Origin of the sequence: Psychrobacter sp. JCM 18901, assembly GCF_000586435.1 — a bacterium.
Classification (GTDB): domain Bacteria; phylum Pseudomonadota; class Gammaproteobacteria; order Pseudomonadales; family Moraxellaceae; genus Psychrobacter.
Map to the genome: position 1 here is coordinate 34,979 of NZ_BAWH01000001.1, position 25,448 is coordinate 60,426.

Consider the following 25,448-nt stretch of genomic DNA (forward strand, 5'->3'; position numbering starts at 1 on the left):
TGAAATAAGCCTTGCTACTGATAAGAAGGTGATTTGCTTAAAAGATGATAGTCACTTATATCCATTATTAGGACTTTATCAGCTAAGCATCGAGCCTGATTTGAAAAGCTATATAGATAGCGGACAGCGTAGAGTGATGCAGTTTATTCAGCCATTGGTGCAAGCTGTACCATTTAGCAAAGAGTGGCAAAATCTAACCAACTTTAATACGCCTGAAGAGTTTAAGCAGGCATGTGCTGATCTACCAAAATAATAAAAATATCACATAAGAAAGGTTATATAAATGAATGACAGCGTTCAGATAAACCAGCAATCTACTTTATCTCACTTAGATAGTGATGGCGATATTACCATGGTCGATGTCAGTGGTAAGACAGCAACGACGCGAGAAGCCAATGCTACTGGTCAGGTACGCTTTCCCAGTGAGATTTATGCGCAGATTAAAGCGGCTGATGGGATGACCAAAAAAGGCAGTATCACGCAAACGGCTCACATCGCTGGTATCATGGCGGCCAAACGCACTCATGATCTTATACCGCTTTGCCATCCACTACCGTTAGACAAGATAGGTTTGAGCTTTGAGTACAATGACGCGCTCAGCAGCCTCATGGTCAGTGCGGTGGTCAAGGTTACGCATAAGACAGGGGTGGAGATGGAAGCGTTAACAGCGGTTAGCGTTGCCTGCTTAACTATCTACGATATGACTAAAGCACTATCGCATGACATCGTTATAGATGATATTCATCTGGTTAAGAAGACAGGTGGTAAGTCAGACTATAGTCATGCTTAAAGTGATAAAATTGCAGAGTGCGTCGTCAATCAATCAATGAATTAATAAAAATGTGCTAGGTGCCAAGCAAGGAAGCTTGCATAAGAGGGAGAGGGTTATGAGTGCTATCGATATGACAACTAATATCGAATCAACGATGAATATTAATGTCATGTATTTTGCCAGTTTGGCTGACGAGGCCCATTGTCAGCAAGAGACAGTAAGCGTACAGCAGGATACGTCATTGACTGAATTATACGAACAGCTTAGTCAAAAGCATCGCTTTAGCCGTCCGCAGTCGGAGCTACGCGTTGCAGTGAATGACTACTTTGCTAAATGGACTGACCAGATAAACGATGGTGATAGCGTAGTTTTCATCACGCCAGTCGCTGGTGGTTAGACAAGCGTTTACTAGTGTCCATTTTGTCAGTGGCTATTCAGTAGTTACGAAGAAAATAATAAATAGAGAAGAAAAATGACCGACAACGTCCACGATCATTCAATGAGCATCAAACGTAGTGCTGACGAGGCTTACCTTATCGCTGAGCGTGATGGTTTTGCGCTACTAGATATTGCGATTGATGAAGATAGACTAAAAAGTACGCTAGATAATGACAGCTGCGGCGCGTTTGTTTGCTTTGAAGGGCGCGTGCGCAACCATAATAACGCTACGAGCGTTGATCGTCTTACCTATTATGGTTATGAGGATTTGGCAATCAATCAAGGTCGCGCCATTATAGAAGAAGCCAAAAAGCGTTTTGAAATTACGCATGCTATTGCGATACATCGTATCGGTGCGCTAGAAATTGGCGATGTGGCTGTGTGGGTTGGGGTAGTGTCAGCGCACCGTTATCCAGCATTTGATGCGTGTCGCTGGATATTAGATACCATCAAAGCAGACATTCCTGTGTGGAAGCAAGAATACTACGAAGACGACTCGTCTAAATGGCTTAGTAATAATGGTTAAGTCATTAGTTGCTGTCTGTGTATCTGCTTGTCTGTTATTGTCACTAAGTGCTTGTACGCAAGACAAAGACGCCAATACGATGCTTGCTGGTGATACCACTGAACCAGCCCGGACTTTGCGTATTGCCGCGGCTGCTAACTTATCTGATGTACTACCTCATATTATTGATAGCTATCAGGCTGATAACAGCTCATCTGCCCAAAATGTTTCAAGTATCTCAGATATTGAAGTTACTTATGCCTCTTCTGGTAAGTTATATGCGCAAATCAAAGCAGGGGCACCATATGATATATTCTTGTCTGCCAATCAAGCGTTCCCTGCTAAATTGGCTGATGAAAATTCAGCTGATGTTACTAGTAAAGAGCGTAAACTAACTAAGCCCTTTACATATACCAGAGGACAGTTAGCGCTCTATAGTGTCAGCAAACCTTTAAACGATTTTACGCCAACATCGCTGGGTGATGTGTTTACCAGTGCTGACTTTACTCAGGACAGCAAGGTAGCTATTGCGAACCCTGACCTTGCTCCTTATGGTGCCTCTGCGAAAGCCTATCTGCAATCGCAAAATATGTATGATAAGTTGAATGCTCACAAAAGCTTAATACAGTCAGAGAATATCGGTCAAGCGTTCCAATATGCGCATACAGGTAGCGTAGACTATGGTTTTGTAGCACAGTCTCAGCTTGTTGCGATTAAAGCCAAGCCTGAGCAGTTTATCACTTTGCTGCCAGCGTCTTATCCAGCTATCTTACAAGATGGCATAATTATCAATAACACCGCCCCAGCAGCAGACTTCACCGACTACCTGCGCTCAAAAGCAGGGCAGCAACACTTCTTACAAGTAGGCTATCTGGCCGTCCAGTAATACGTTAGACTAGGGTTGCTTGAATGTTCAACAGACCCTAACCCCTCTCATCATAGAACGAGCAGTGACATTATATGATCGACCAGTCTCTTATGTCAGACATGCTCAGTCCATTTTGGGTGAGCATCAAGCTCGCTTGCGTGACTACCTTATGCTTATTGCTATTTGCAACGCCTATTGCTTACTGGTTGGCTAAGCCGAGTCGTATAAAAGCAATAGGACGTCTTAAGGTACTGCTCATGGGCATCATTGCGATGCCTCTGGTGCTACCACCTACCGTGATTGGTTTTTATCTACTGTTACTGCTCAGTCCTAGTGTGGGTATCGGTAAATGGTTGAGCGAACATAGTATTAGCCCGCTGATTTTTACCTTTGAAGGTCTGGTCATTGGTTCTATTATTTACTCATTGCCTTTTTATATACAGCCTGTTTACGCACAGTTTCTGCGTATTCCGCAAAGTGTCACGGAAGTTGCTCATCTCTTAGAGCCCAGTCGTATGCGACGGTTTATGAAAGTGGCTTTACCGCAAGCGCGGGTGGGTATTATTTTGGGTAGTTTGGTAAGCTTTGCTCATACCATTGGAGAGTTTGGGGTTGTACTGATGATAGGCGGCAGCATCTCAGGCGAAACTAAAGTGGTATCGATTGCGATATATGAGCAGGTAGAAGCGCTCAACTATGAGGCAGCGCACATGATGTCTGGTATTCTGATTATCATGGGTGTAGTGATGGTAGCGTTAATCGCTAGTGTGAGCCGAATAAGTCAACGCCCATAGGGCTAAAACATCTGTACGCGAGTTAAGACGTATTAGCTGGCGCAGCAGCTATATAAACAATGTCTAAGCAAAATACGCAGACACAAAAAAACCTCAAACAATCTAATGCTTGAGGCGAAACTTGCTTAAACTCGAAAGTCTAAATTCGTTTTAAATATGGCGCAGCGGACGGGACTCGAACCCGCGACCCCCGGCGTGACAGGCCGGTATTCTAACCAACTGAACTACCGCTGCTTAGGTCTCTTAGCTTGTTTAGCCACTTGCTAAGAAGTGGTGGGTGATGACGGATTCGAACCGCCGACATTCTGCGTGTAAGGCAGACGCTCTACCAACTGAGCTAATCACCCTTCGAACAATTGCTATGCAATTTATTCAACATCAACTGAGCTCTTAAGTTTGTCACTAAGCTCCGTTGCTGTGGGTGTGTATTATATAGATTTACAGTTGGGTGTCAAATATTATTTTAATGTTTTTAGAAAATAATTATAAATTGGACTTGTAATCTATCAAAAATAGCACTCAAAGCCATGTATTATATAGCATTTCTAAAAACGCACTTATTATCATTATTTGTTGTTTAGAGGTGAAAAGCTACTATACTATGGATGCTTTATTCGTTGAACACGGTTGATGGAGGCCAATATAAACACTTTTACTATTAAAGATGCTTTTACTAGCTGGACCTGGGGAGACTTAGCGGGTCTAGGTCTGGTGCTGCATATTGTACTTATGATAGTAATGACGCTGCGCGTGGTTTCTGTGCAGCGCAATATTGGCGTGTCTATTGCTTGGGTGGCTGTGCTTTACACGTTACCAGTATTTGGTTTTGTGGCTTATATCCTGCTCGGTGAGCCGATGATTGGACGGCGCTATCGTGAACGCGTGGATCAAGCCAGCATCTTGATGAATGATATGGCAAGGCGTGAGCATCTGATTTTTGATAAAGGGCAGGACTTATTACCAGCAACTACCGCGGTGTTAGCCAAATAGGAACGCGCTGGACCGGGTTTGGTGTATTTCCCAATCACCAAATGCAGCTGTTGACGGATCCTGCTTCTATTTTTCAGCGTTTGATTGAAGATATTCATGCCGCCCAGCGTATTGTCCTTATGGAGTTTTATATTGTCTATCCAAAAGGACAGGTGTTAGAAGTTATAGAGGCGCTGTCTGTAGCGGCTCAACGCGGCGTAGAGTGTCATATATTGGCTGATAGTGTGGGCAGCTTTAGCTTTATTAATAGTAGCGTGCATCGCAAATTAGAAAAAGCAGGGGTTTATGTCCATCAGTCATTGCCAGTAGGACTGTTTAAGACGCTATTTAAACGTTCTGATTTGCGCAATCATCGTAAAATGGTGGTTATCGATGAACATATTGGCTATATCGGCAGCTTTAATCTGGTTGATCCAAGGTTTTTTTAAGCAAAATAAAAACGTTGGTCAATGGATTGATGTGGCGCTACGAACGACTAGCCAGCACTCAATTAGTATCAATACAGCGATGGCCAAGGTAATTGTTACCGATATCGGTGCTGAAAGTAATGACAATCTTGCTGAGCTGCATCAACGGGTTAATAATTACACTCGTAAGTTGTATGTGATGCATCCGACCATCAATGATCTAAATAGCCGCGTGAAGGTATTGGTGGATACGATTGATGATCATGAGCAGCCAGATATAGGCGCCACCTCGATTGTCGTACCAAAGATGCCTGTCGTGGACAAAGTCTTGGCGCAGCTAATACCTTCAGCACCGCAGCTAACGGCTCATGTGATTTACAATACGTTAGTTTCTGTGATTCATCGTGCCAATAAGCGCATTCGCATTACCACACCTTATTTTGTCCCTGATGAGTCCCTATCGGGTGCGCTGACGATAGCGGCTAAGCGCGGCGTTGATGTGACGATTATTGTTCCTGAAAAGGTGGATTCATTTCTGGTACAGCATGCCTCTCAGGCTTATTATCAAGAGTTGTTGGATGCTGGGGTAACGATTGCATTGTTTAGAGGTGGTTTGCTACACGCAAAAACAGTAGTTATCGATGATGACTACTGTCTATTTGGCACCGTCAATATTGATATGCGCAGCTTTTATCTAAATATGGAAGTCAGTTTGGCGATTTATACGCCAGAAATGGTTGCTCAAGTGGCGGACTGTCAGGAAGTCTATTTAGAAAACTGCCGAATCTTGGGTAGTGATGAGTGGCAACAGCGTCATGGATCAAAACGATTGTTTGATAATGTCGTGCGCTTGTTCAGTCCTTTATTGTAGCACTTGGATTTTTAGGGTAAGGTAATCTACCAGTATCGTTCTATTATTTTAGTAGTATTAGCACTTTTATAGCCTATGCTTTTTTTGATTTATCTATCTGCAAAGAGGTTACTCCCGTCTATGTCTGCATCACCTTTAACGCCACTGGACTATATTGCAGAAGGCTACTGGCAAGATTTCTTAGCTAGGCGTCCTATTGCAGGCGGTATCGCCTACGAAACTGAGCTGCGCGCTTGTACGCTAGATGAGTCGCTTGAGAGTTTACAGCGTGTTGATACGCTATTGTCCCAAATGCGCCGAGATATGATCAAGAGCGGTATATGGGATGAGACGACGCTGCTGATCGATGAGCGCTATCGTAATTTTATGGTGTTTTTGGCGTTTTATGCTGGTCGTGTATTGGCGCAGCAGTGGCAGAGCAAGCCACATTGGTATGGTCAGTTTGAGCTGCGTAAACGTTACCCTGAGTTGTCATTGATCACCGATGATTTTTATCAGCATATGGCAGTCGGTTATGATAATGATAGCGTGGTGAAAGAGCGCTTATTTTTTTGCGCTAGAGCCAATAGGGCTGCGTCTTTTTGGTCATATTGATCGGCAGTTTGACGCAGTACAAGGCGGGCAAGTAGAGAGTGGGTTATATCAAGCGGTTAGCCTTAGACTACCGAATACTCTAAATAACGATGTTCATTCAGTGTCCGAATTAACAGCGCACAAAGTAACAGCGCACAAAGCAACCACTCATCAAGTCACTGAAAGCATCGTTCCGAGCGCAGATTTAAATACGCATGTTGGTACTAGCCAATTAAATGCTTCCCTTAACAAGCCAGAGGAAGTATCGATAGGAGCTGAGTATCACCAAGCCAATATATTTGTAACTGATAGTGAGAGTCGCGCAATTCAGTCTGCTATGCCTGATACGGTAACTGAGTTGCAAGCAAACGTAGTACCTCCTGAGTCTGAGAGCTCGATAAAGCCTGAGCTGACTAAAGTAGCGCAATCAATAACTAAGCCTACGTCGTCTGTAAAAAACACATCAATGCCAGAGATGTTTACGCAACTGCTCGTAGAATTAGATGAGATAGCGGTGCCACAACCAACTGGTGATGTTCAGTATCAGCAAGCACGCAAAGTATTAGATCAGTTCGAGCAGCATATTGCCAAACAGAACAAGTCTCGTCGCCAAGTTATATTTTCAAATGATCACAACACGGCAAAAAACAAAGCGCTTCTAATACTACAAGCGGCTGCTGAAGATGGTAATACAGCGGCTATGCTACGTTTGGCCATGTATGAGTTGTTAGGGGAAGGTTTGACAGCGGACAGTGACAATCAAAAAAAATCTGGCATAGATTGGGTTAATCAAGCCGCCAGCAAAAACGACAGCCGTGCTCAGCGTCTACTCAGTAAAATGTACTACCAAGGAGTAGGGGTATCCCAAGATATAGATAGCGGTAAATACTGGTTAGAGCAGGCAGCGGATAATGGTCATGCAGAAGCGGCCAATCTGGTCAAGCAATGGCAGCAAGCAGAAATGCTGCTGACCACACAGAAGCAAGAGCAGCATAGCACCAAGCGTTATCAGATGTTAATTGGCGCAATCATCGCAGTCGCTTTATTGATAATAGTCATTATCTAACAATCATTATCTAATAACTATTTACTCAGTAACTTTTTAAAAGCTTATTGTTACAGCTTAAATTCAGGTAGAATTGGCGCGCTTTACCTTTACCCTTTTATTGTTTGATTCATAACTAATTTGGGCTGTTCCATGCCATCATCTAATACCCCGTCTGACCACTCTGCAAATCCAATTGACCCTGTATCATCGCCTAATCGTGCGGTACACGAGACACCTTTATATTATCAGTCTCTTATTGGGCTGCTAAAGCCATTATATCGTCTGCAAGTATGGCGTCGATCTCATAAGAACGACAACTATCAGCAGGAAATCGATCAGCGTTTTGGTAAGCAGTATCCACCGCGTCCAGTGGTCAATGCTGATATAGATAATGGAGTAATTTGGTGCCACGCAGTCTCATTAGGCGAAACCAATACGGTCGCGCCTTTATTAGATATGTTATTGGCTCATGGCTATCAGATATGGTTGACCAATACGACTCAGACAGGTTTTGCTCGTGGCGCCAGTCGTTTTGCAGAACAGATAGCTCAAGGTCAGATGAGTCATAGCTATGTGCCAGTCGACAGCCCTGCTGTGATCGAGACTTTCTTAACGCACGTACAGCCTATCGCTGCGTTGTTTGTAGAAACAGAACTATGGGCAAATATCTTGACCAAGTTATCCCAGCACCGTATTCCAAGTATTCTAGTCAATGGTCGATTGTCGGCTTCTTCTTTTCAGAGTTATCAAAAAATTGGTGCAGTCAGCGCCAGTATGATGAAAAACCTCTCCTTAATTATTGCGCAAGACAGCGACTCTGCTAAACGCTTTAGGCAACTAGGGGCCAGTAGCGCCCAAATTCGTGTGGCAGGCTCATTAAAGTGGGTAATCAATGCGTCCAAAATTGATGACAAAGCGGTAGCAGATAATAGTATTTATAATAAAAAAGCTGATCTGCGAGCAGAGTTTGATATAGCAGATCGTCCTGTGTGGGTAGCTGCGAGTACTCATGATGGCGAAGAGGCAGCAGCGTTGTCATTGCAACAGCAACTACTGTCTCAAGTGACATTAGCAGATACGTTGCTTGTTATTGTCCCTAGGCATCCTGAGCGTTTTGATGCAGTAGCAGATCTCATTCAGAAAACTGGGTTAAATATGGCTCGGCGCAGTGATGGGGAAGCCATTGATGCAGACACGCAAGTCTATCTAGCAGATAGCATGGGTGAGATGATGACTTGGTATACATTGGCAAATGTAGCATTTGTGGGCGGCTCGCTGGTAGATATTGGTGGGCATAATCCAGTGGAGCCTGCTAGTGTGGCAACGCCTGTACTGATGGGACGTTATACTCAGTCCTGCCAAAGCGTGATAGACAAATTGGCTGAAGTAGGCGCTGTATATCAGCCAAATAATGACTTCTATTGTCCAATTGAATCAAACGATGCAGACGCACAGATGGCCATTGATGACCAGTTAAAGGCGAATAAAAAATCCTCTCGCAAAAAAACAGCTTATAACCGTGAAGACGCTGTTAGCATTTATATGCAGCTAGAGACTTGGCTACGCAATTTGCCATTGGCCGCGCAGACAGGGCAAGCTGGCGAGCAAATGACGATACAGCAGCAAGCGGTATTGACCCGCCAATTTACGATGATTGAAGATGCAATCGAGCTGTCTTCTAACCAAGATAGCTTATGAACTGTATATTATTGCCCGCTGAAAACTTCTCATCAGACACAGCAAAAATCGACGCCTTGTCTCAAGTCAGTCATGTGACTAAAGTGCTGGGCGCAAAAGTTGGTGATACGCTTAAGATTGGCCAGATCGGTGGCAACCTTGGTTCGGCTGTTATCGAAAATATTACCGCTGCCAGCATTCAGTTAAGTAACGTTCAGCTCAATACTGTGCCGCCTGCCAAATTGGATCTGACTGTTATTTTGGCGTTACCACGTCCTAAGGTGCTACGGCGGTTGATAATGGATATGACGGCGCTTGGTGTACGCGATATCATTCTTATCAATAGCTACCGTACCCAAAAAAGCTATTGGCAAAGTCCAATGCTTGAGCGGATTGACGAGTTTGTATTAGAAGGTCTGCAACAAAGCATCGATACGATTGTTCCTAGTATTACGCTACAAAAACGTTTTAAGCCATTTGTCGAAGACTTACTTGCAAGCCTAATGAGCAATCGAGCGATTGTCGCACATCCCTACAGTCAGCAGTCATTTTCTGAGTTTTTACAACAGCAACCATCACGACAGCTACCAAATCTAGTCTGCATAGGCGCTGAAGGTGGTTGGATTGACTATGAGATAGAGCTACTGTCAGCACAAGGCTGTACGCCTGTACATATAGGTTCTCGTATCTTGCGCACGGAAGCTGCGGTCAATGCAATTCTAGGACAATGGCTGCTTTAGATGGATACTAAAACGCGTCGCTAGACCAAATTATTGAAAGAGCTGGTGAAAAATAGTTCTTAAAAATCAATGCTAAAGACTCATTAAAGGTATATTTACCAGTTAAACAAATGTATTGATAATTAATCTCACTTCCATTAGTATGTTGCTTTGACATATTATGGCCTGATTACTGCTAGCGTTTAGCCAGTCATCGTTATAATCACTGTTATTTTGTCTCACCATCCGTCTTACTTTTTTTTATAGCATTACTATGGGGAAAACCATGTCATTGAACGCTATCAGCGCTAATCTAACCTCTACGAAGCTTATCCTACCTGCAGCCGTATTTGGCATGATGTTGGGTTTGGCAGGTTGTAGTAATTCTTCAACCACAGAAGAAAGCGTAGAAGTAGAGTCAACAGAAACAGGTGCTGAGCAGCAAGCAGCAACTGACGAAGCTACGACTGCTGATGGTCAGACAATTACTATCTACTCATCACGTAATGAGCAGCTGATTAAGCCATTGTTAGATCGCTATACTGAGCAAACAGGTGTAAAAGTTGAACTGGTTACAGACCAAACTGGGCCTTTGATGGCGCGTCTAAAAGCTGAAGGTCAGAATACTCCAGCTGATATGCTATTGACTGTTGATGCTGGTAACTTATGGCAGGCTGCAGAGCAAGGCCTATTACAGCCAGTATCATCTACTGTGTTAGAAGCTAACGTCCCTGCAAAATACCGTGATCCAAAAGGTCAGTGGACTGGTTTGTCACTACGTGCACGTACTATCTTTTATGATCCAAGCAAAGTCACTGCTGACCAATTGTCTACTTATGCAGATTTGGCCGATCCAAAATGGAAAGGCAAACTATGCCTACGTACCTCTAAAAAGGTTTATAACCAATCGCTTGTTGCTAGCATGATGGAGCATTTGGGCGAAGAAAAAACCGAAGCAGTTATTAAAGGGTGGGTTGATAACCTAGCGACTGATGTGTTCAGTGATGACGTTGCGATGCTAGAAGCCATCGCTGCTGGTCAGTGTGAAGTCGGTATCGCCAATAGTTACTACTATGGTCGTCTATTGGACGAAAAACCAAACTTCCCTGTTAAGATATTCTGGGCAAACCAAGATACGACTGGTACGCACGTAAACATCTCAGGCGCTGGTGTGGTTGCAGGTTCAGACAATCCAGATGGTACGCTTAAACTGATAGAGTGGTTGTCATCTGACGAGGCACAAGGTCTTTATGCCAGCTCTGACAAAGAATTCCCAGTAAAAGTAGGTATCGATGAGTCAGACATGCTCAGATCATGGGGCGAGTTCAAAAAAAGACGATATCAATGTACAGAAATTCGGTGAACTACAAACTCAAGCTATCCAAATGATGGATAAAGCGGGTTATAAATAAGGGATCGCCAGTAATACTGATACCAATCTCAAAATCATAACTTTTAGATAATAGTTCTTAAACAATAGCTTTTAAACAACAGCTTTTAAAGAGTAGGTTCAAAGGTTAGTCATTACAGATGAGTTATTTAGGTAATGACGATTTTAAGGTTGGTATAAGCTTACAAGGTCTCTATACGTATGACACGGTAATGATAATATGATCACAACGCCAGATGCGTCTGTTAGTCAAAATGATACTGTCAATAACGGTGTTAACGACCAGCAGACTGTCAGCCAAGACCACGCCCTTCGTAAACGTATTATCTCGAAATCAGTCTTAGGCTGATTTCGTTGTTTATGCTAGTACCGATTTTGATCGTGCTGCTGTCGTGGACTCAGCCAGTGGCAGAGATTTGGACACACATGGCAGATTATGTACTGCCGCAAGTGCTCAAAAACACGGCGATTTTATTGCTTATGGTGACTGTCGTTTCAGGCACTATTGGTACTGCTCTGGCTTGGGTCACTAGTATGTATCGTTTCCCTGGTCAGCGTTTCTTTTCGTGGGCGTTGATGTTGCCACTTGCCATCCCTGCTTATGTATTGGCATTTGTCACTATCGGCATTGTTGATTTTAGTGGGCCGCTACAGACAGCTCTGCGCGATTCCGGTATTAGTACTGTCATACCGTCGATAAGGAATGTATGGGGCGCAGGCTTGGTATTATCGCTAGCGTTTTACCCTTATGTATATTTGCTCGCGCGTCAGGCATTTTTGTCACAAGGCAGGCGAGCGATAGAAGCGGGGCAGATGCTAGGTTTGAGTCGTAGCCGTGTGTTCTTTCGGTTGGCATTACCGCAGGCACTGCCTTGGATTATAGGTGGCTTGTTGCTAGCCAGTATGGAAACCTTAGCGGATTTCGGTGCAGTATCCGTATTCAATGTCGATACTTTTACTACCGCCATTTATAAGGCGTGGTTTGGTTTTTTTTAGTTTGACCACAGCGGCTCAGCTAGCAGCCTTGCTAATTGGTGTGATCTTTATCGTGGTATTGTTTGAGCAGTATTGGCAAGCGAAGCGTGGTAGCTCACTTACCCAAGGTAGCAGCCAACGCTTTGACGCTAGTAAACCTGCTAAGCTCGCCATGACACTGCTGTGTACGCTCATTTTTTTAATCGCCTTCTTAATTCCTTTCTTACAGCTCATCTATTGGACAGCACTGAATTTTCGCCAAGATTTTGATGCACGTTACATTGATTTTGTCACCAACAGCCTCATGATTGCTAGTATGACCACGCTGTTTATTGCCTTTTTGGCCATTATTATTGCGTGGATCAAACGGCAGTATCCTGATAAATCGACTAAGCTAATGACCACTTTAGCCAATTTAGGCTATGTCGTACCGGGGACTGTATTGGCGGTAGGGATATTTATACCTATTGCGTGGCTTGATAATCAAATGATTGCCTTTGGTATCACCTCACAGCAAGTGCTTTCTGGCAGTGTTATTGTTATGCTACTGGCGCTATCGACGCGTTTTATGACAGTGAGTTTTCAGCCAGTTGACAGACAGTTGCAGCGATTGACAGTCAATCAAGAAGCTGCTGCAAAATTACTGAGCGACAGTCCTTATCAGCGCTGGCGTCATGTGATGCTGCCTGTGCTTAGCCCTGGCGTATTGACTGCATTATTGATGGGTTTTGTCGAAGTGATGAAAGAGATGCCCATTACGCTGATGACACGTCGTCAAGGCTGGGATACGCTTGCAGTACGAGTATTTGAAATGACGAGCGAAGGTATGTGGGGACGAGCCGCATTGCCGAGCTTGCTAATCGTGCTGGTTGGTTTGCTCCCTGTTTGGATATTACTGCGTCAAAGCGACAAACACAGTTAGTAACAACAAAGCTAATAGCAATAATTTGGCATAAGTTTAACAGCACACTCGTAGTGTCAACTATATTATAATTTGCTCTGTTTTATCGATGGTTTTACTTACTAATAGCGAACTGGTACCGTCTATGTACACTGATTCAATGAACGACTCTACAAATGCTAAGTCAGAAAAGCTCGGGCTAGCCATACGCCTGTAGCAAAATCACCACTGTCACAAAATAGAATCAATCCAGTTCAGACGAATCAAACTGTAGAGCAGAGCAGTACCTCACAACAAAATACTGAGAAACATATCGCGACAGATCCTTATTTTAGTGTGCAAAATCTCATCGTAGGCTATGACGATACTATCGTCGTCAATGGTCTATCATTGATGTTGGAGCAAGGCGAGATTGGTTGCTTCTTAGGTTATAGCGGCTGCGGGAAGACTACAGCACTTCGAGCAATCGCGGGACTGGAGCAAAGTCGCGGCGGCACTATCTATCTGAACAATCAACGCTTAACAGAGAAAACTGCTCGCCAATCGTTTGCAGTGGCGCCAGCCAAGCGTGGCATGGGCATGGTATTTCAGGATTATGCTCTGTTTGGTCATTTAAGCGTGGCAAAGAACATCGCCTTTGGTCTTAATAAATGGTCAGCTGCTGACAAAAAAGCCCGTGTGGCTGAGATGCTAAGTTTAGTTGAATTGACTGAACATGCAGACAAACGTCCAAATGAGCTTTCTGGTGGTCAGCAGCAGCGTGTGGCTCTAGCAAGAGCGCTAGCCCCCAAACCAAAACTACTATTACTTGATGAACCATTCTCTAATCTAGATGTGGTGCTGCGTGAATCACTAGCAATGAATGTCCGTGATATTCTTAAACGTACCAACACCACAGCAATTTTGGTCACTCATGATCAAAATGAAGCGTTCGCGCTAGCGGATAAAGTAGGGGTAATGGATAAAGGACGATTGGTGCAGTGGCAAGGCCAAGCGAGCTGTATCATGAGCCTGTCAGTCCTTTTGTCGCTGAATTCGTAGGCGAAGGCGCGATGGTAGACGGCATTATCAAAGAAGGTCATGTTGAGACGGCGCTAGGTAATATCTATCGTCGCATGGAAGTCTATGATGAATCAGGCCAGCCACAGTATTGCGAATATGACTATCCAAACGGTACACCGATCAAAGTACTTGTACGCCCTGATGATATTATTCATGATGACGACAGTACGCAGACAGCTTTGGTTATAGGGCGTGTGTTTCGCGGTGCTAATTACTTGTACCGACTGCAGTTAGATGATGGACAGACTGTCTTATCCTTGGTTGCGAGCCATCATAATCATGCAATCGGCTCGCATATTGGCATTTTGCCTTTACTAGAGCATGTCGTAGTCTTCGATGAAAAAGACATCAATGCCACTACTTGGTCAGAGTATGATAGATCATCGAGAATGGATGAAGAAGTTTAGCCGTCTTCATCCATTTTTGAGCTATCGTCTAAATTTACCGTTTAGCCAAAATATGTAAATAACGGCCAAGCCATTTGTACGGCTCTAATTGTGAGTAGCGTAACTCCATTCTGATCACTGCATCTGGGTCGTTATGACCGCCACGTTTGAGCGGTGCATAATCATGAAACACTCGTAAACCACTGCTACGTACCGTCTGATAATCATGCGCTTTGAGCCACGACTCGACTTCTTCTTTGGCAACGGGATGGTTGGGGGTGAGGCTTTTCTTATTGTCCGCTTTGTAATCGTTACCATCAAGTAAGCTATCGAGTAAGTTAAAGTTCCCCATGATAAGATTGCGATAATCAAAACTCGCTGGATTATAAAAGCAGACGGATAGTGCGCCACCATCTATTAATTGCTTATCAAAAAAGTCCATGACCGCCGCTGGTTCTGCCAACCATTCAAGTAGCGCGTGCGACATAATCAAATCAAACTTTTCTGTCTGAGCCAGTTTTTCTTCAAGCGCTTGATAAGGGCAAACATACCAAGTGATGTCTAGCTTTTTATCAATTTTCTCTGCGCTCGCTTTTGCTTTCTCAAGCATATTCGCTGATATATCATTGATGACTACGCTATGACCTTGAGCACCAAGTTCTATCGCAATTTGCGCAAGCCCTGCACCCACATCCAAGATACGTAAAGGTCGCCCAAGCACCTCACTCATCTGTGAACTATATTCAAAAATATCACGGCGTAGCACAGCCAATCGAATCTCGCCTTTTAAACCGCCATAGACCTTTTTTTCGAAATGATCGGCAATGGCATCGAAGCTACGATCTGCTCGATCGTTTTCTGCTGGTATAGAAAGGTTTGAGTCAGGCTGGCTATCTTGATGTTTAATTGTCATAGGTATTAGATCAATAAGTGAGAGGGTCAAATTAATAAAACTATTCAGTATGAACTAGCGTTTCAAACGTCTGTTAATTACCCATTTAAAAACGAATTTCGCTAAAACAATAACGACAAATACCACGATAACAAACACCCACATACCGTTGCCTTGTAGGTTTTCTTGGTAGGCTTTTGACAAGTATGCTGATAAAGCCATAGCGACTAAAAGTGCTCCCCAACGGACATAGGGTACAGCGCGATTGTTATGGTTAGGAAAGCTAGCAACATAATCGCTCGAAAAGCTGTATAGCACCATTGCTAAAATCCAAACAATTGCAAGAATGATATCCATAATAAAAGTAGCCTGTTAGGTCGTTATGTAAGTGCTATAAAAGATGAGGTAGTGTAGCGTTTAGAATTTTTTTTGTCCAGTATCACTAAAAAAATAACCGCATTAAAGTGGTTTAAATCACCATGTACTCATTAAAATAATATGATTTTGAAAGCTATTAGCTCATGGCAAAGCATTATGGTTATGAAAACAATATGACCATAACAACAATCAGTTCACGTCAGAGACAGTTGTAGGGGTTGTTGTATTGGCTAAATATTCTAAGCATCTTAGTTGTTTGGTCAATAGAGCTTATATGCAAACCACGTATGAGCTCTATGCTCAAGATTTTAGCGTTAAATCAAATGTCATGTTGAACTGTAGATAGAAATATAAGTATCCACTCAGTTAGTCAAAATAAATCTTGTCGAGCTGTAGCCAATGAGTATAGTATTTTTCTATTTAATATCCATCAGATACGGAGAATAAACAATGAAATCAATCAGCACAGCGCTACTCGCCCTAGTATTTGCCTTTACATCTATGAGCCAAGCACAAGCTCGAAATACGCCTTGTTCAGGTAAAATGGGCGGGCTGTCTCATTGCTCAGCAGATGGTAAGTTCGTCTGTAAAAATGGCAAAATCAGCCAATCAAAAAAAACCTGTCATTAGAATTATTTTAGTGTGTGTCAATAATTCAAAATATCACTGTGAATGAACCGTCTAGCTTGATTTTAATGGTACTCAGAACCCCCTAAATCAGCAAATTTGTGCTAAAATAGCTTCTTTTATTAAACATTAAAACTATCGCTATTTTCCTATTGTTTTGCACGTGTAGCAGTGTTTTTTATGGTATCTATTTTGGTCATGACTGCCTATTTATGTGGCAGTATTTTTATATGATCTATGGGTGCCATAAGCGATGTGTCAACGTTAGAAAAAAATGTGAGTGAAGGAGTGTATATGAGCGAATCGGTCAGTCCTATTGGCATCGTAGATGAACTAAAGCAGTCGTATTTGGATTATGCGATGAGCGTGATCGTCTCGCGTGCGCTGCCTGATGTGCGTGATGGGTTCAAACCTGTACACCGCCGCGTGATGTATGCCATGCACGTGCTATCAAACGATTATAATAAACCGTATAAAAAAATCAGCACGTGTGGTCGGTGATGTTATCGGTAAGTACCATCCACACGGCGATAGTGCTGTCTATGATGCCATCGTACGTATGGCGCAGAATTTCAGCTTGCGCTATCCAATGGTTGATGGTCAAGGTAACTTTGGCTCGATCGATGATGATCCTCCGGCAGCGATGCGTTATACCGAAGTACGTATGACCAAACTGACCCACCAGATGCTCGCTGATTTGGACAAAGACACGGTCGATTGGGAAGACAACTACGACGGCTCTGAGCGCATGCCAAGCGTGATGCCAGCGCGTATTCCTAACTTATTGGTCAATGGCGCGACGGGTATTGCCGTTGGTATGGCGACCAATATGGCACCCCATAACCTGACCGAAGTGATCAATGCTTGTCTAGCCTATGCTGAAAACCCACAAGTTTCAGCTGAAGAGCTGATGTCGCATATCTCAGGTCCTGATTTTCCTACGGGTGGTATTATCTATGGTCGCGCGGGCATTTTAGATGCTTATCGTACGGGTAAAGGCCGTTTGCATATTCGTGGTCGTTATCATATCGAGCCGATGAGCAATTCTGGCGTCAACCGTGATCGTGAGCGCATCGTATTTACCGAAGTACCTTATCAGGCTAACAAAGCCAAGCTGATTGAGCGTATCGCAGAGCTTGTTCGTGATAAAAAAATCGAAGGCATTAGCGAAATTCGTGATGAGTCTGATAAAGATGGTATGCGTATAGCTATTGATTTGCGTCGCGGTGAGACGGCTGAAGTTATCGTTAATAACCTATTTCTACAAACGCCGCTAGAGTCTAGCTTTAGTATCAATATGGTGGCGCTGGATAATGGTCAGCCAAAACTATTGACCTTGCGTCAGCTTATCGCTGCATTTGTTCGTCATCGTCAAGAAGTGGTGACCCGCCGTACGATTTATGAATTGAACAAAGCCCGCGTTCGTGGTCATTTGCTAGAAGGTCTAACGGTTGCTCTAGCCAATATCGACGAAATTATCGCGACGATTAAAGCTTCTGCAAACCGTGGCCTAGCACGTGAAAGCTTATTAAATAACACGTGGGGTTCAGGTAGCGTCGTTGCGATGCTTACAGCTGCTGGTAGTCAATCAGTACGTCCTGAGTTTATCGATGGCGAAGATCCTAAAGCGCCGTTTGGTCTAATCGAAGGCGAAGAGCGTTATCGTTTGTCACTTGAGCAGGTCAATGCGATTTTAGATATGCAATTGCATCGTCTGACTGGCCTTGAGCAAGATAAATTGACCGAAGAATACCAAGACCTATTGCGTGAAATTGCGCATTTAGAGTCTATTCTTGGCGATTTTGATAAGCTGATGGCTATTATCTCTAATGAGATGATCGAGATTCGTGATAACTTTGGTGATGAGCGCCGTACCGATATCATCGATTCACGTATGGACTTTAGTCGCGAAGACTTATCCCTGAGCAAACGGTCGTCATGACGGTATCGCGTACTGCTACGCCAAAACTCAGCCGATTGATGATTATGTCGCACAAAAACGTGGCGGTAAAGGTAAGTCTGCCACAGCAATGAAAGAAGATGATGTGATTGATCATTTAGTCGTGACTTCAACTCACTCTACCGTATTGTGCTTCACGGATAGTGGACGTGTCTTTAGCTTACGCGGGTTTGAAGTGCCGATTGCCAGTCGCGGTGCTCGTGGTCGTCCATTGGTCAATCTAATTGGTCTAAATAGCGACGAAACCGTTACAACCATACTACCAATTCCAAAAATTGTGGAAGATACATCAGTAGTAAGTGAAGTGTCAGAAGTAAGCAATGATGACGATTCGGTAGAAGATAGCAATCAAGCAGAGCCACCTTTTGTCTTCTTTGCCACGGCTAATGGTACAGTGAAGCGCGTAGAGCTGAAGCAGTTTGCCAATATTCGCTCGAACGGTTTGATCGCGGTTGGTCTAGAAGATGGTGATAAATTGGTCAGCGCTCGTATTACCAACGGCAATCAAGAAGTGATGCTATTTGCCTCAAGTGGTAAAGCGATTCGTTTTGATGAGAATGATGCTCGCGCGATGGGCCGTACAGCGAAAGGCGTCCGCGGTATGCGTTTGGCTACTGATGAATTTATCAAATCATTGGTCGTTATCGAAGATGATGTACATGAAATCCTAATTGCTTGTGAAAACGGCTTTGGTAAGCGTACCCTTATCGAAGAGTTTAATACGCAAAACCGTGGCGGTGGCGGTGTGATCGCTATCAAGACCAGCGAGCGTAATGGCGCACTAGTACGAGCGACCAAGGTTGACTCTACCGACGATATCATTTTAATCTCTGATAAAGGTACGTTGGTTCGTACCCCAGTTGAGCATGTCGCTAGCTCTGGTCGTAATACACAAGGCGTAACATTGATTCGTCTGTCAAAAGATGAAAAACTGGTTGCCATGGCGCGTGTTGAGCACGAAGAGAGCGATGATGAGCTTATCGATGCCATGAGAGAAGACGGTACGTTTGACGTAGAAGGTCAGGAGCAGATAGATATTGATGCGACAACTGATAATACTGCAACTACCGACGTCGACGATGTGATTGATATTGCAAACGATCATAAACCAAGTGACAATCTATAATAGACTCACTATGCATAAGACGATGACGAGTAATAGTCTTGGTAATTAGCTTTTGAGTCTAGTCTCTTAGCATTTTTCTAGAAAAAAGCCTCTGACGTTATCGTCGGAGGCTTTTGTTTTTTTTAACTCTCATATTTTCAATACTGTAAATAAGGTTCTATTTTTTTAAGGCTGTTGTTATGCTTACGACCAATCAAACTTTTCAGGGAACGGTTGCTTCGGTATCATCGAGCTTTTTATTCTCGATGATGTTTTTGTTTGGACTGTTTATGCTGCCCTTAACAGGGACGCAGGTAGCGTCATGGCGTGTGCTCATGATGTTGCTCAGTTTGGTAATATTGGTCAGTTTGACTAAGCAGTGGCAACGTGTTTTTGATTATATAAAGACGCTAAAGACAATCAAGGAATGGCTAATATTTATTCTGCCTGCGCCAATCCTAGGTGGGCAGATTTGGTTGTTTATGTGGGCTCCGGTCAATGGGTTTGGTCTCGATGTTACGTTGGGTTATTTCTTATTGCCGCTAGTGATGATTGTGCTTGGTCGATTCTTTTACCATGAGTATATGAGCATCTTGCAATGGGCTGCCGCGATATTTGCAGCACTCGGTATCGGCTACGATATTGTTCAGTATGGTTCAGTCTCTTGGGTGACACTGTTTGTATGCTTGGGTTATCCGCCGTATTATCTGTTACGGCGCACTCTTTCTGTACCGCCCATTACAGGGTTATTGTTTGATTTGACGCTGTTGACACCAGTTGTGCTCATCGTGCTCTACATGACAGGCGGTTTTGATGTTGCGGCGCAAGACGTGAAGTTCTGGTATCTACTGCCACTGCTTGGTGCTTTTAGTGCGCTTGCGATGTCGCTGACGATGATTGCCAGTAGCAAGCTGCCTGTTTCACTGTTTGGAGCGCTAAGTTATATAGAGCCAATGCTGTTATTCGTATTGTCTATTACTATTTTGAGTCAAAGCCTTGAAGAAGGTGGTTCACTCTTTATGTACGGCATGATTACGCTTGCGCTACTGGTCATGATGGCCGATAGCGTAAAAGGTTACCTCGTTCGTCAGCGTAATGACCGCTTGCATGGCTATAGAGAGCTTCAGATTGGCGGCTTTCCACCACGTCGTCATTTTATCAATCAGCGTATCGATGGCGTGCTAAAAGCCCATCGTTTTCGTAAGATTCGCCGTTACCAAAAGAAGATGGATAAGATACAGCAAAAAATCGAACAACTTGATGCAAAATAAGCACTTACCTGCATTAAATTTACTCAATTTAAAAGTTTAGACACTAGATGAGCAGTGGCATTGCTTATTCATTCTGACTTTGACATAATGCCGACCATGATGTAAGCCTAATACATCAAAAGCGTTCAACTTAGATTGCGCGACGACCTTATATGCAAAAGCTCAGACGTTCTCGTCTGAGGCTTTTGTTTTTTTTAAAAATTGCCATGGATGTGCCCCAATCTTTAAAGGCTGTTGTGATGCTGACTACTAACCAAACCTCGCAGTACAATCACTGCTGTCGCTGCAAATTTTTTTATACTCATTGCTGTTCTTATTTGGTCTACTGCTGCAACCATTATCAGGTACGCAAGTCGCTTCGTGGCGCGTGCTGACAATGTTTTTTAGTCTAGTATTGCTGGTCAGCGTACTAAAGCAGTGGCAGCACATTTTTGATTATCTAAAAACATTAAAGAACGCAAAAGAGTGGTTTCTATTTATACTACCCACACCGATTTTGGGCGCGCAAATCTGGATATTTATGTGGGCGCCAGTCAATGGCTTGGGGCTTGAGGTCACGTTGGGTTATTTTCTATATCCGATGATTATGATTGTTGTCGGCAGGTTCTTTTACAACGAAGATATGAGCTTACTTCAGTGGGCTGCCATTGTATGTGCAGGTCTTGGTATCGCTTACGATATTTTCGAGTATGGTGCTATTTCTTGGGCGACTTTGTTTGTTTGCTTTGGTTATCCTCCTTATTATCTACTACGCCGCAAGTTGGCAGTACCACCTATTACTGGTCTTATCTCAGACCTTGTATTGTTGTTGCCAGTGGTATTGGTCGCACTGTATATGAATGGTGGTTTTGAAGTAGCAATCACCAACCACAAGCTTTGGTATCTGCTGCCATTATTAGGCATTATTAGCACCGCTGCGATGTCACTAACGATGGTGGCCAGTCAGAAGTTGCCTGTCTCACTGTTTGGCACTCTGTGCTACCTTGAGCCAATATTCTTGTTTATATTCTCAATCGCAATTTTAGATCGTAACTTACATGATGGTGGCTCCATGCTGATGTACAGCATGATTTTTATCGCATTGCTGATTATGATTGCTGATAGCGCGCTGGGCTATATGGCACGTAAACGTGAAGACCGCTTACACGGCTACAATGAGCCACAAGTAGGCAGTTTTCCACCACGTCGCCGCCTGAAAAATCGCCGTATCAAAGGCGTGCTAATCGCGCATCGATTCCGCCAAATTAAAAAATATCAGCAAAAGATAGATAAAATGACGCGCAAGATTGAAGCATTACATTTAGATTGATGTTAAAGAGTACACCGTCTTAGACAGTATCGATTCGGTAGGCATAGTTTTCCAGCATGTCTGCCAACTCGCAGTATTAAAGAAGTACAAATTACGCTATTATCGAGAGCAGTAGTGCCACGATCGAGTAAACGTATGGCGCTATATCTGAGATATTATGGCTGATTTACTACAATATATAACTAGGACGGTTTATGTTACATCTTCATCATTTAGCAAACTCGCGCTCGTTTCGTATTATTTGGCTGTTGGAAGAGCTTGGCGCTGATTATAAACTGACTTGCTATGAGCGCAACAAGGCATACCGTGCTCCTGATAGCTTAAAGCAAGTGCATCCGATTGGTAATGCGCCGATATTAGAAGCAGACGATCGTGTGCTGATTGAGTCAGGGTTTATCATTGAATATTTAATTAAGCATTATGATAAAGAAAAGCAGTTCAAACCTGACGATAATAACGAAGCAGCGTGGGAAGCCTACACGTTTTGGCTACACTTTGCAGAGGCTTCATTAATGCCACTGTTGGTCATGCGTTTGGTATTCACAAAAGTAGTGTCTCAGTCGCCGATGCTAATCAAACCTATCAGCAAAAAAAATCCAAGGTCAGATTGAAAAAAAACATGATCAGTAGCGGTTTGGAGAAGATGCTAGATATGATGGAGCGTCATCTACATGAAAATCACTGGTTTGCAGGTAGTGAATTTAGCGCCGCTGATATTCAAATGCATCTTGCAGTCTTAGGTGCCAATGCTGGTGCAGGTTTAGATCAGAGTAAATATACCAATCTTTTGAACTGGCTCAAACGCTGCGAAGAACGAGATGCCTTTAAGCGAGCAGAAAAAAAGGGTGGCCGTCTGAATTTCTAGAGGATACTGGTATAATCCTCTCTCAACGCTTAAGTAGCCATGTAGACCAAAGGCTTTGTTTATGAATAAACAAAGCCTTTTTTAGGATAATGTTATGACAGACCTAAATACCTCGAATAAAGACAATCTGAAGCAAGATAGTCTAGACAAAGATAATAATCAGTCAGCAACTCAAACATCACTTAATAAGCAAGATACCAGTATGCAAGAAAATAATAGACAACAGATTAATAGCCAGCAAGTCTCTATCAAATCGTGGTCACAGAAAATTCTAGTGGTAATTCTATGTGCAGCGAGCTTTTATGGTGGCTGGAAATCTTACGAATCAAATATGGTAAACGAGTGCACCGCCAATGGTGGACAAATGGTTGAAGGTCAAAAAACCATGATATGCCAACTGTCGTAGCTAGGGTATATTCTTCGTTTATCTTATTTCTGTCATTGATTTAGGATGAAGAGATGCTCTCGTACTTCTTAGCCAGTATTCCTAATAAATCAAAGGCATCATTATGCTAAAGCTAACCTTTTTGGGAACCTCTGCAGGTGTACCGACCAAACAGCGTAATGTGACTGCATTGGCGATAGAGTGTCTGAATCCGCATACCTCTGGCGTACAGCAAGGAAGTCGTCAACAGAACAATCAGAGTAAGAAATCGCGCCCATGGGTGTTGATTGATTGTGGTGAAGGCACGCAGCAGCAATTGCTACATACCAAGCTCTCCCTACATCAATTGGCTGCTATCTGCATCACTCATGTGCATGGTGATCATTGCTACGGTCTACCAGGGCTGCTAGCTAGTGCTGCCATGTCAGGACGTCGTGAATCATTGACTTTGATTGCACCAAAAGCGATTGCTACTTTGCTTGAAGCGATTACCGCCACTACAGAGCTATATCTACCTTTTGCTCTTAATTTTGTAGCGATTGAAGAGGTGTTAGCTGAGCAAGGTGATACGAACAAGGTTAACATTAGCTTAAGCGACCAACATCAGCTTGATATTGATATCACGCCGCTATCACATCGAGTTGCTTCTCATGGTTTTGGTATTACTCAGACTATTAGCCGTCGCATCCTTAATACAGATAAGCTTATGGCAGATGGTATTCCAGCAAGTGCACTATGGGGCAAGTTACAGCAAGGCGAAGATGTCACGACTGAGGGTAATAGACAATTGCGCTCAGTAGATTATGTTGACAATGAGATACAGCGGACGCGAGTGGTGGTGGCAGGAGACAATGATACGCCAAACTGTTTGCGCAAAGCCGTTGTAGATGCGGACTTATTGGTGCATGAAGCCACTTATACCCATGAAGTGCTGACTAAGCTTCAAGCCAGAAACCCTGACTATGACCCAATGCATAGCAGTGCGCATGTGGTGGGCACATTCGCGCAAAAGATGAACCTGAAAAACATCATTTTGACCCATTTTAGCGCTCGCTATCAGAACTTTGATAATCCAGATAGCGAAACGCCAAATATGGCATATATTCGTTTAGATGCTGAGAGCGTCTACAAAGGTAATCTATGGCTGGCGGCAGATTTTGACCAATATATGGTTGATGGTGCAGTTGAATCGGTAAGCAATCAAGAGAACAGTCAAGAAGAGAGTCGCGTGCAGTATATAGGCTCTGCACGCAGTGATTAGACATCGTTAAGCTTAGATATGATTTAGCGTTAAATATGACCTAGTACTTACTGTCTTCGATAGCCAATTGTGTTTTACCACTCCAAAAACGGCTAAATTGATAAGCAACTCGTCCTGAGCGACCACCACGTTCTGAGGCCCAGCGTAGCGCATCCTTTCTGATCTTATCAGGCATAGACTGACTTGCTAAAATGTCCTTAGCATCATTATCCAGATCAGCTGAGATTTTTTTGCTGCTCTAAATTCAGATAATGCTGAATGATTTGCAGATAAGTCTGCTGATCCATAGGATGGAAGGTGAGGGACAAACCGAACCGATCTGATAATGACACGGTTTCATCAATGGCCTCATAGGGATTGACTTCATCCGTCTGCCATTATAGATATCGACATTGTCTTTCATCATCTGTGGTAGCAAGCGACGGCGATTACTGGTGGCGTAGACCAGTAGTTTGTCTTGCTCAGAGTCTAGCGAGCCATCAAGCACGCTCTTTAGTGCACGATAGCTTTCGTCTTGACCATTAAAAGCGAGGTCATCACAGTATACGATATAGCGGCAATGACAATCTGCTGGTAGGGCATTAATAGCAGCACGAATCTTATCCAATACTTGCAGGTCATCGCGGGCAACCTCAATAATACGCAAGCCTTCACTATGATGGGCTTGTAGCAAAGCGCGAATCAATGATGACTTACCGGCACCGCGTGTCCCTGACATCAATACATGGTTGGCAGGGTAACCTTTAATAAACTGACGGGTGTTTTGTACCAGTTTCGATTTTTGCGTATCAATACCATGCAAGTCATCTAAGCTCAAAAACAGGTTGACCGACAGAGGCTGCAGGTGACCAGTGCGTCCACCGACCCAGCGATAAGCAAGCTGGCTTGGATCGATTTCAATAGTTGGTGTGACTCGCTCTTGTAAGTATTGACTGAGTAAGTCTAACAACGGTGCGGGTAGGGCATAAGTAGGCTGAACAGATGGCGTGGTTGGGATAGTTGGTTGTGACATAGGGGCT

Annotated in this window: 26 protein-coding genes, 2 tRNA genes and 3 pseudogenes; 26 read left to right on the plus strand and 5 right to left on the minus strand. The window is 43.5% G+C overall.

Features of this window, described 5'->3' with window-relative positions:
* Positions 1–100: 100 nt before the first annotated feature.
* From TT11_RS00180 to modB, 6 genes are all read left to right on the plus strand, one after another.
* Positions 101–253 (plus strand): hypothetical protein, encoded by a 153-nt coding sequence (locus TT11_RS00180; RefSeq protein ID WP_261868695.1) that lies wholly within the window; start codon positions 101–103, stop codon positions 251–253.
* A 30-nt stretch (positions 254–283) separates the two neighbouring features.
* The gene (gene moaC / locus TT11_RS00185) at positions 284–790 is read left to right on the plus strand and encodes a cyclic pyranopterin monophosphate synthase MoaC (protein WP_261868697.1); all 507 of its coding nucleotides are present in this window, start codon (positions 284–286) and stop codon (positions 788–790) included.
* Positions 791–887: 97 nt separating this feature from the next.
* Positions 888–1,169 carry a MoaD/ThiS family protein gene (locus tag TT11_RS00190; protein ID WP_261868699.1) on the plus strand — a complete coding sequence of 94 codons (282 nt, stop codon included), beginning with the start codon at positions 888–890 and terminating at the stop codon, positions 1,167–1,169.
* A gap of 75 nt (positions 1,170–1,244) precedes the next feature.
* Positions 1,245–1,736, plus strand: a complete 492-nt coding sequence (locus TT11_RS00195) for a molybdenum cofactor biosynthesis protein MoaE (protein WP_201571239.1) — start codon at positions 1,245–1,247, stop codon at positions 1,734–1,736.
* Positions 1,729–2,601 carry a molybdate ABC transporter substrate-binding protein gene (gene modA, locus TT11_RS00200; RefSeq protein ID WP_261868700.1) on the plus strand — a complete coding sequence of 291 codons (873 nt, stop codon included), beginning with the start codon at positions 1,729–1,731 and terminating at the stop codon, positions 2,599–2,601. The genes TT11_RS00195 and modA overlap by 8 nt, the downstream gene beginning before the upstream one ends.
* A gap of 74 nt (positions 2,602–2,675) precedes the next feature.
* Positions 2,676–3,377, plus strand: a complete 702-nt coding sequence (gene modB / locus TT11_RS00205) for a molybdate ABC transporter permease subunit (protein WP_261868701.1) — start codon at positions 2,676–2,678, stop codon at positions 3,375–3,377.
* Between the two features lie 157 nt (positions 3,378–3,534).
* On the opposite strand, the gene TT11_RS00210 is transcribed toward modB, so the two are convergent.
* Together TT11_RS00210 and TT11_RS00215 are read right to left on the minus strand one after the other, a co-directional pair.
* Positions 3,535–3,611 (minus strand) — tRNA-Asp (locus TT11_RS00210).
* A gap of 37 nt (positions 3,612–3,648) precedes the next feature.
* Positions 3,649–3,724 (minus strand) — tRNA-Val (locus TT11_RS00215).
* Positions 3,725–4,106: 382 nt separating this feature from the next.
* On the opposite strand from TT11_RS00215, the gene TT11_RS00220 reads away from it, so the two are divergent.
* The 12 genes and pseudogenes from TT11_RS00220 (at position 4,107) to TT11_RS16760 (ending at position 14,397) form a co-directional block, all read left to right on the plus strand.
* Positions 4,107–4,367: a PLDc N-terminal domain-containing protein gene (locus TT11_RS00220; protein WP_261868702.1), complete on the plus strand. Its 261-nt coding sequence runs from the start codon at positions 4,107–4,109 to the stop codon at positions 4,365–4,367.
* A gap of 41 nt (positions 4,368–4,408) precedes the next feature.
* Complete coding sequence (locus TT11_RS00225) at positions 4,409–4,795, plus strand: phospholipase D-like domain-containing protein (RefSeq protein WP_261868703.1); 387 nt, start codon at positions 4,409–4,411, stop codon at positions 4,793–4,795.
* Positions 4,740–5,645, plus strand: a complete 906-nt coding sequence (locus TT11_RS00230; protein WP_261868704.1) for a phospholipase D-like domain-containing protein — start codon at positions 4,740–4,742, stop codon at positions 5,643–5,645. The genes TT11_RS00225 and TT11_RS00230 overlap by 56 nt, the downstream gene beginning before the upstream one ends.
* Positions 5,646–5,765: 120 nt before the next feature.
* Positions 5,766–6,239 carry a hypothetical protein gene (locus TT11_RS00235; protein WP_261868705.1) on the plus strand — a complete coding sequence of 158 codons (474 nt, stop codon included), beginning with the start codon at positions 5,766–5,768 and terminating at the stop codon, positions 6,237–6,239.
* A 100-nt stretch (positions 6,240–6,339) separates the two neighbouring features.
* On the plus strand, positions 6,340–7,284 hold the full coding sequence (locus tag TT11_RS00240; protein ID WP_261868706.1) for a tetratricopeptide repeat protein: 945 nt from the start codon (positions 6,340–6,342) through the stop codon (positions 7,282–7,284).
* A gap of 132 nt (positions 7,285–7,416) precedes the next feature.
* Complete coding sequence (locus tag TT11_RS00245; RefSeq protein ID WP_261868707.1) at positions 7,417–8,964, plus strand: 3-deoxy-D-manno-octulosonic acid transferase; 1,548 nt, start codon at positions 7,417–7,419, stop codon at positions 8,962–8,964.
* The gene (locus TT11_RS00250) at positions 8,961–9,683 is read left to right on the plus strand and encodes a 16S rRNA (uracil(1498)-N(3))-methyltransferase (protein ID WP_261868708.1); all 723 of its coding nucleotides are present in this window, start codon (positions 8,961–8,963) and stop codon (positions 9,681–9,683) included. The genes TT11_RS00245 and TT11_RS00250 overlap by 4 nt, the downstream gene beginning before the upstream one ends.
* Before the next feature lie 265 nt (positions 9,684–9,948).
* Positions 9,949–11,074 (plus strand): annotated as a pseudogene (locus tag TT11_RS00255) (extracellular solute-binding protein).
* 338 nt (positions 11,075–11,412) lie between these two features.
* Entirely contained in the window at positions 11,413–12,048 is a 636-nt protein-coding gene (locus TT11_RS00260) for an iron ABC transporter permease (RefSeq protein WP_261868710.1), read from the plus strand.
* Complete coding sequence (locus TT11_RS00265; protein ID WP_261868711.1) at positions 12,035–12,949, plus strand: iron ABC transporter permease; 915 nt, start codon at positions 12,035–12,037, stop codon at positions 12,947–12,949. The genes TT11_RS00260 and TT11_RS00265 overlap by 14 nt, the downstream gene beginning before the upstream one ends.
* A gap of 315 nt (positions 12,950–13,264) precedes the next feature.
* Positions 13,265–13,969 (plus strand): ABC transporter ATP-binding protein, encoded by a 705-nt coding sequence (locus tag TT11_RS16755; RefSeq protein WP_370587719.1) that lies wholly within the window; start codon positions 13,265–13,267, stop codon positions 13,967–13,969.
* The gene (locus TT11_RS16760; RefSeq protein WP_370587720.1) at positions 13,909–14,397 is read left to right on the plus strand and encodes a TOBE domain-containing protein; all 489 of its coding nucleotides are present in this window, start codon (positions 13,909–13,911) and stop codon (positions 14,395–14,397) included. The genes TT11_RS16755 and TT11_RS16760 overlap by 61 nt, the downstream gene beginning before the upstream one ends.
* Before the next feature lie 34 nt (positions 14,398–14,431).
* Here the strand turns inward: TT11_RS16760 and TT11_RS00275 are convergent, their stop codons facing one another.
* Both TT11_RS00275 and TT11_RS00280 read right to left on the minus strand, forming a co-directional pair.
* Positions 14,432–15,289: a methyltransferase domain-containing protein gene (locus TT11_RS00275; RefSeq protein ID WP_238053232.1), complete on the minus strand. Its 858-nt coding sequence runs from the start codon at positions 15,287–15,289 to the stop codon at positions 14,432–14,434.
* A 54-nt stretch (positions 15,290–15,343) separates the two neighbouring features.
* Complete coding sequence (locus tag TT11_RS00280) at positions 15,344–15,625, minus strand: hypothetical protein (RefSeq protein ID WP_057759093.1); 282 nt, start codon at positions 15,623–15,625, stop codon at positions 15,344–15,346.
* Between the two features lie 471 nt (positions 15,626–16,096).
* On the opposite strand from TT11_RS00280, the gene TT11_RS00285 reads away from it, so the two are divergent.
* The 8 genes and pseudogenes from TT11_RS00285 (at position 16,097) to TT11_RS00320 (ending at position 24,429) form a co-directional block, all read left to right on the plus strand.
* Complete coding sequence (locus TT11_RS00285) at positions 16,097–16,276, plus strand: hypothetical protein (protein WP_160021614.1); 180 nt, start codon at positions 16,097–16,099, stop codon at positions 16,274–16,276.
* 291 nt (positions 16,277–16,567) lie between these two features.
* Positions 16,568–19,359 (plus strand): annotated as a pseudogene (gyrA, locus tag TT11_RS00290) (DNA gyrase subunit A).
* Positions 19,360–19,538: 179 nt separating this feature from the next.
* Complete coding sequence (gene rarD / locus TT11_RS00295) at positions 19,539–20,609, plus strand: EamA family transporter RarD (RefSeq protein WP_261868712.1); 1,071 nt, start codon at positions 19,539–19,541, stop codon at positions 20,607–20,609.
* A 304-nt stretch (positions 20,610–20,913) separates the two neighbouring features.
* Positions 20,914–21,918, plus strand: a complete 1,005-nt coding sequence (rarD, locus tag TT11_RS00300) for an EamA family transporter RarD (protein ID WP_261868713.1) — start codon at positions 20,914–20,916, stop codon at positions 21,916–21,918.
* A 194-nt stretch (positions 21,919–22,112) separates the two neighbouring features.
* A complete protein-coding gene (locus TT11_RS00305; protein WP_261868714.1) occupies positions 22,113–22,529 on the plus strand; it encodes a glutathione S-transferase in 417 nt (138 codons plus the stop codon).
* Positions 22,526–22,783, plus strand: a complete 258-nt coding sequence (locus TT11_RS00310) for a glutathione binding-like protein (RefSeq protein ID WP_370587721.1) — start codon at positions 22,526–22,528, stop codon at positions 22,781–22,783. The genes TT11_RS00305 and TT11_RS00310 overlap by 4 nt, the downstream gene beginning before the upstream one ends.
* Positions 22,784–22,877: 94 nt before the next feature.
* Positions 22,878–23,189, plus strand: a complete 312-nt coding sequence (locus TT11_RS00315) for a hypothetical protein (protein ID WP_261868715.1) — start codon at positions 22,878–22,880, stop codon at positions 23,187–23,189.
* A gap of 103 nt (positions 23,190–23,292) precedes the next feature.
* Positions 23,293–24,429 carry a ribonuclease Z gene (locus TT11_RS00320; RefSeq protein WP_261868716.1) on the plus strand — a complete coding sequence of 379 codons (1,137 nt, stop codon included), beginning with the start codon at positions 23,293–23,295 and terminating at the stop codon, positions 24,427–24,429.
* Positions 24,430–24,469: 40 nt separating this feature from the next.
* Here TT11_RS00320 and TT11_RS00325 read toward each other — a convergent pair.
* Positions 24,470–25,441, minus strand: a pseudogene (locus TT11_RS00325) (ATP-binding protein).
* Positions 25,442–25,448 lie beyond the last annotated feature (7 nt).